Origin of the sequence: Streptomyces sp. NPDC001532, assembly GCF_040298625.1 — a bacterium.
Taxonomy (GTDB): domain Bacteria; phylum Actinomycetota; class Actinomycetes; order Streptomycetales; family Streptomycetaceae; genus Streptomyces.
In genome coordinates this window covers 237706-243920 of sequence record NZ_JBEPAL010000007.1, presented here as the reverse complement: position 1 = coordinate 243920, position 6215 = coordinate 237706, and the positions used below count along the sequence as shown (strand labels likewise).

At 73.8% G+C, this 6215-nt stretch carries 5 protein-coding genes; 2 read left to right on the top strand and 3 right to left on the bottom strand.

The annotated features are described in order from the left end of the window. Window positions 1-851 (top strand): elongation factor 1-alpha C-terminal domain-related protein (locus tag ABT232_RS09980; RefSeq protein WP_351838413.1); only part of this gene is annotated, 851 nt, incomplete at its 5' end. Here ABT232_RS09980 and ABT232_RS09975 read toward each other — a convergent pair. Both ABT232_RS09975 and ABT232_RS09970 read right to left on the bottom strand, forming a co-directional pair. Next, window positions 835-3135, bottom strand: a complete 2301-nt coding sequence (locus ABT232_RS09975) for a bifunctional salicylyl-CoA 5-hydroxylase/oxidoreductase (protein ID WP_450871763.1) — start codon at window positions 3133-3135, stop codon at window positions 835-837. The genes ABT232_RS09980 and ABT232_RS09975 overlap by 17 nt on opposite strands. Beyond that, complete coding sequence (locus ABT232_RS09970) at window positions 3120-3947, bottom strand: enoyl-CoA hydratase family protein (RefSeq protein ID WP_351838407.1); 828 nt, start codon at window positions 3945-3947, stop codon at window positions 3120-3122. Before ABT232_RS09970 ends, ABT232_RS09975 begins: the two co-directional genes overlap by 16 nt. A 321-nt stretch (window positions 3948-4268) precedes the next feature. Here ABT232_RS09970 and ABT232_RS09965 point away from each other — a divergent pair, with 321 nt between their 5' ends. Then, window positions 4269-4781: an ATP-binding protein gene (locus ABT232_RS09965; protein ID WP_351838405.1), complete on the top strand. Its 513-nt coding sequence runs from the start codon at window positions 4269-4271 to the stop codon at window positions 4779-4781. Here ABT232_RS09965 and ABT232_RS09960 read toward each other — a convergent pair. Then, window positions 4735-6168, bottom strand: a complete 1434-nt coding sequence (locus ABT232_RS09960) for an amino acid permease (protein WP_351838402.1) — start codon at window positions 6166-6168, stop codon at window positions 4735-4737. The genes ABT232_RS09965 and ABT232_RS09960 overlap by 47 nt on opposite strands. Window positions 6169-6215: the final 47 nt, after the last annotated feature.

The window sequence follows — 6215 nt, the reverse complement described above, 5'->3', positions numbered from 1 at the left end:
TCGAGCAGACCCGCAGGCACGCCGCCATCGCCGCCCTGCTGCGCGTCCCGCACGCCGTCCTCGCGGTGAACAAGATGGACCTCGTCGGCTACGAGCAGCAGCCGTTCGAGCGGATCGTGGAGGACTTCGCGGGCCACGCCGCCGAGCTGGGCCTGCCCGGCTTCACGCCGGTGCCGGTGTCGGCGCTGGCCGGGGACAACGTGGTGGAGCGGTCGGAGCGCACGGACTGGTACGACGGTCCGGCGCTGCTGGAGTTCCTGGAGCGGGTGCCCGTCGGCACCGGCCCGGCCCACGCGCCCGCCCGCCTCCCCGTCCAGTACGTCATCCGGCACGGCGAGGCCCGCCGCTACGCGGGGCAGCTGGCCTCGGGCGCGCTGTCGGTCGGGGACCGGATCACCGTCCACCCGTCCGGCGAGACCTCCGAGATCACCGGCATCGACGTGCTCGGCCGGCCGGTGGAGACCGCCCACGCGCCGCAGTCCGTCGCGCTGCGCCTCGCCGACCAGCGGGACGTCTCGCGCGGCGACATGATCACCGCGGGGGCCGACGCGCCCACGCCGACCCGGGACGTCCGCGGCGCCGTCTGCCATCTGGCCGACCGTCCGCTGCGGCCCGGCGACCGGGTGCTGGTCCGGCACACCACGCGGACCGTCAAGGCGACCGTCCGGGACCTCGGCGGGGCGGCCGAGCTGACCGCCAACGACCTGGGCCGGATCGCGCTGCGCACCGCCGAGCCGCTGGCCCTGGACGACTACGCGGTCTCCCGGCACACCGGCGCGTTCCTGGTGATCGACCCGGCGGACGGGGCGACCCTCACGGCGGGCATGGCGGACCTCAGCTCCCCAGCGTGAGCCGGGGCCTGGGCGCGTCGGTGCGGCCGGTCCGCGGGCGCCGGCTGCCCGCCCGGTACGGGTCCGGCCAGACGGCGCCCGGACCGTCGTAGCCCTGCTCGGCGGCGGCGTGCAGGGTCCAGTGCGGGTCGTACAGGTGCGGGCGGCCCAGCGCGCACAGGTCGGTCCGCCCGGCCAGGATCAGGGAGTTGACGTCGTCCCAGGAGGAGATCGCGCCGACCGCGATCACCGGGACGCCCGTCTCGTGCCGGACACGGTCGGCGAACGGCGTCTGGTACGACCGCCCGTACTCCGGCCGCTCCTCGGCCACCACCTGCCCGGTCGACACGTCGATCGCGTCGGCGCCGTGCGCGGCGAAGGCGCGGGCGATCCGCACGGCGTCCTCGGCGGTGGTGCCGCCGTCGGCCCAGTCGGTGGCGGAGATCCGGACCGTCATGGGCCGCTCCTCGGGCCACACGGCCCGTACCGCGTCGAAGACCTCCAGCGGGAAGCGCAGCCGTTTCTCCAGCGAGCCGCCGTAGGCGTCGGTGCGCAGGTTGGTCAGCGGGGAGAGGAAGCCGGAGAGCAGATAGCCGTGCGCGCAGTGCAGTTCGAGCAGGTCGAACCCGGCGCGGGCGGCCCGTACGGCGGCGGCGGTGAACTGCTCGCGCAGATCGGTGAGCTGGGCGCGGGAGAGCTGCCGCGGGGTCTGCCCGCCGGGCTTGTACGGCAGTGCGGAGGCGGCCACCAGCGGCCAGTTGCCGTCCGGCAGCGGTTCGTCCATGCCCTCCCACATCCGCCGGGTCGAGCCCTTGCGGCCGGAGTGGCCGAGCTGGACGCCGATCGCCGTGCCCGGCGCCTGGGCGTGCACGAAGTCGGTGATCCGCCGCCATGCCTCGGCCTGACGGCCGGTGTAGAGGCCGGCGCAGCCGGGGGTGATCCGGCCCTCGGCGCTGACGCACACCATCTCGGTCATCACCAGCCCGGCACCGCCGAGCGCCCGCGCGCCGAGGTGGACGAGGTGGAAGTCGCCGGGGAGGCCGTCGGCGGCCGAGTACATGTCCATGGGCGAGACGACGACCCGGTTGCGCAGGGTCAGTCCGCGCAGCCGGAACGGGGTGAACATCGGGGGTGTGCCGGGCGGGCAGCCGAACTCGCGCTCCACGGCACCGGTGAAGTGGGCGTCGCGCAGCCGCAGGTTGTCGTGGGTGACGCGGCGGCTGCGGGTGAGCAGGTTGAAGGCGAACTGGCGGGGCCGCTGGTCGAGGTAGAGCCCCAGGTTCTCGAACCACTCCAGGCTGGCGCGGGCCGCGCGCTGGGTGGAGGCGACCACCGGTCGGCGCTCCTCCTCGTAGGCGGTGAGCGCCTCGTCGACGGTGGGCCGTTCCTCCAGGCAGGCGGCGAGGGCCAGGGCGTCCTCGACGGCGAGCTTGGTGCCGGAGCCGATGGAGAAGTGCGCGGTGTGGGCGGCGTCGCCGAGGAGGACCACGTTGCCGGCGGACCAGCGGTCGTTGACGACCGTGCGGAAGGTGCTCCAGGCCGACCTGCCGGACCGCAGGGGCCGGCCGCGCAGCGCCTCGGCGAAGATCTTGGCGCAGCGGTCGACGGACTCCTGCCGGTCGAGGACGTCGAATCCGGCGGCGCGCCAGACCTCCTCGCGCATCTCGACGATCACCGTGGAGGCGTCGGGCGCGTAGGGGTAGCCGTGCAGTTGCAGCACGCCGTGCTCGGTCTCGGCGATCTCGAAGCGGAAGGATTCGAAGGCGAAGTCGGCGGCGAGCCAGAGGTAGCGGCAGCGGTGGGCGGTCACGGTGGGCCGGAAGACGTGGGCGTAGGCCTCGCGGGTGCCGCTGCCCGCGCCGTCGGCCGCGACGACCAGGTCGTGGGTCTTCGCGAGCCGGGCGGGGTCCGGCGCCTCGCGGTGGTGGCGCAGTTCGACGCCGAGGTCGCGGCAGCGGTTCTGGAGGATCTCCAGGAGGCGCTTTCTGCCGAGCGCGGCGAAGCCGTGGCCTCCGGCGGTGTGGCGGACGCCGCGGTGGACGATGTCGATGTCGTTCCAGCGGACGAAGTCGCGTCGCAGGGCGGCGTGGACGACCGGGTCGGCGTGTTCGATGCCGCCGAGGGTCTCGTCGGAGAGGACGACGCCGAAGCCGAAGGTGTCGTCGGGGGCGTTGCGCTCCCAGACGGTGACGGCGCGCCGCGGGTCGAGGCGTTTCAGCAGGGCGGCGGCGTAGAGGCCGCCGGGGCCTCCGCCGATGACCGCCGTGCGCAGGGGGCGGCCGGGCTCGCTCACCGTCCCCTCCACTTGGGCGGGCGCTTCTCGGTGAACGCCGTGTGGAACTCGCGGTAGTCCTCGCCGGTCATCAGCAGGGCCTGGGTGGAGGCGTCCAGTTCGACCGCCGCGGCGAGCGGCATGTCCAGCTCGGCGGTCAGCAGGGCCTTGGTCTGGGCGTACGCCAGGGCCGGGCCCTCGGCGAGGCGGCGGGCGAGGGCCTGCGCGGCCTCGTCCGCGCGGCCCTCGTCGGTCACCTCGCTGAGCAGGCCGATGCGCTCGGCCTCGGGGGCGCGGACCGCTTCGCCGAGCATGAGCAGGCGGGTCGCGTGGCCGAGGCCGACGACGCGGGGCAGCAGGTAGGCGGCGCCCATGTCGCCGCCGGAGAGGCCGACGCGGGTGAAGAGGAAGGCGAAGCGGGCGCTGGGGTCGGCGACGCGGAAGTCGGCGGCCAGCGCGAGGACCGCGCCGGCGCCGGCGGCCACGCCGTGCACGGCGGCGATCACCGGGAACGGGCACTCCCGGACGGCCCGTACGACCTGGCCGGTCATCCGGTTGAAGTCGAGGAGCTGGGCGGTGTCCATGGCGAGGGTGGCGCCGATGATCTCGTCGACGTCACCGCCGGAGCAGAAGCCGCGCCCCTCCCCCGCCAGTACCAGGGCGCGCACGGAGCGCTCGCGGGACAGCTCGGCGAGCAGGTCCCGCAGGTCGGCGTAGGCGCCGAAGGTGAGGGCGTTGAGCCGGTCGGGGCGGGCGAGGGTGACGGTGGCGATGCCGTCGGTGAGGTCGACGCGCAGGTGCTGCCAGCGGGGGGTGCGCGCGGCGGAGCCGGTGAAGGGACTCATGACGGGCGGCCTCCTCGGGAGGTTGCCCTACGAAGTTATCACTCGAATGTGACTGTCGTCATGAGTGCGCGATAGACCGGGTGCCGGAGCGGGTATCCGTCACGGTGTGACCGAACATCGTCCGGTCGTCCACAACCCGGTAACGGCGGGAGCAGCCGGGCGCGGCGGGCCGTCGCGGTGGGTAGGCCGCCCGGTGCCGGGGCGAGAGTCCCGGACGGTGCCCTCGGAGGACTGCCGGGCGGCGCCGTACCATTCATCAGGTTGAAAGCAGGACAGCTTGTGTCAGGACAGCCTGTGTCCCGACCGCGGGAAACCTGCGGCATGAACGGACTCGCCTTGCACGAACGACCCGCAACCCGCCCGTCACCCGGCCACCACCCCTCACGGAGGCACTTCGTGCCGCCTCACTCGCCGGCCTCCTGGCGCATCGCGCTGCCGCACTCCGCCGCGGCCGTGCCCGTGGCCCGCGCTCTGGTCCGCACCGCCCTGGCCGAGCTGGAGCACGGGGCCGACACCGACACCGCGGAGCTGCTGACGGCGGAGCTGGTGGCGAATGCCGTGGAGCACACCTCCGGGGACACGCCGATAGAGCTGGTGGTGGAGCTGCTGCCGACCGGCTGCAAGGTCGAGGTGCACGACCCGGACCCGGCGCCGCCGGGCGATCTGACGCATCCGGCCGACATCGAGCCCGATCCCTGGCAGGAGGGCGGGCGCGGGCTGCTGCTGATCCGCGCCCTCAGCTCGTCCTGCGGTCACCGCCCCACCGAGTCCGGCAAGGCGGTGTGGTTCAGACTGGCTGCGGTACCGCGTCAGTGGCGTCCGCGTCCGGAGTGACCTGGGCCAGCCGCGACCGGCGGCGGCCGTAGCCGAGGTAGACCAGCAGTCCGGCGACCAGGAACACGGCGAACTGGAGCCAGGTGGTCCAGCCGGTCTCGTACATCAGGTAGAGGCAGCAGCCGACGCCGAGCACGGGCAGCACGGGGTACAGCGGCACCCGGAAGGTGCGGGGCAGGTCCGGCTCGCGGCGGCGCAGCGCGATCACCGCGACGTTGACCACGGCCATGACGGCGAGCGTGCCGATGGTGCACAGGTTGACCACCGCGTCCAGCGAGGAGAACGCCGCGGGGACGGCGAAGACCACCGCGATGATCAGCGTGCCGGCGACCGGCGTGGCGGTGCGCGGGGAGACCTTCTCGAAGACGCGCGGGATCAGTCCGTCCCGCGACATCGACATCAGGATGCGGCTCTGGCCGTACATCACGGCGAGCACCACCGAGGCGATGGCGACGACCGCGCCGAAGGCGATGATGCCGCCGCCGACGCCCGAGCCGGTGACCCGGTCGACGACGTACGACAGCGCGGCGGGCCGGCCGCCGACCTCGTCGCCGCCGATGGCGCCGATGGCCGCGAGCGCGACCGCGCTGTAGAGCACGGTGACCACGCCGATGCAGACCAGGATCGCCACGGGGATGTCCCGGCGCGGGTTCTTCGCCTCCTCGCCGGCGGTGGTGATCGCGTCGAAACCGATGTACGAGAAGAAGGCGGCGGTGGTGCCCGCGCCGATGCCGGCGAGTCCGGCGGGCGCGAACGGCATCAGGTTGTCGTCCTGGAAGGCGCTGAAGCCGATCGCGCAGAAGGCGACGAGGATGGCCAGCTTGAGCACGGCCATGGCGGCGGTGGCACGGGCGCTCTCGCGCACACCGCGCACCAGGAGCACGGCGGCCATGGCGATGACCAGGACGGCCGGCAGGTTGACGACCCCGCCGTCGCCGGGGCTCGCGGAGAGCGCGGTGGGCAGCTGGACGCCGAGGAGGCTGTCGAGGAGTTCGTTGACGTACTGGCTCCAGCCGACCGCGACCGCGGAGACCGACACGCCGTACTCCAGGAGCAGGCACCAGCCGACGAGGAAGGCGGTGGTCTCGCCGAGTCCGGCGTAGGCGAAGGAGTACGAGGATCCGGAGACCGGGATCGCGCCGCCCAGCTCGGCGAAGGCGAACGCGGTGAGGACGCAGGTGATCGCGGCGAGGACGAAGGAGACGACGACGGCCGGGCCGGCCTGGGCGACGGAGTCGGAGAGGCCGACGAAGATGCCGGTGCCGACGATCGCGCCGACGCCGAAGCAGATCAGCTGGAACAGGCCCATCGTGCGACGGAGGCCGTGACCCTCGCGATCGGCGCCGGAATCGGCGACCAGGAGGGCGGGGGACTTGATGCGGGGCATGCGGGTGGTGCTCGTTTCTGGGGACGGAGTGCGCCCGGGTGGGGGCG

Bases quoted from the DNA above. Each gene is read 5' to 3' on its own strand.
- ABT232_RS09970 (WP_351838407.1), bottom strand. From the start codon at position 3,947: ATGAGTCCCTTCACCGGCTCCGCCGCGCGCACCCCCCGCTGGCAGCAC.
- ABT232_RS09965 (WP_351838405.1), top strand. From the start codon at position 4,269: ATGAACGGACTCGCCTTGCACGAACGACCCGCAACCCGCCCGTCACCC.
- ABT232_RS09960 (WP_351838402.1), bottom strand. From the start codon at position 6,168: ATGCCCCGCATCAAGTCCCCCGCCCTCCTGGTCGCCGATTCCGGCGCC.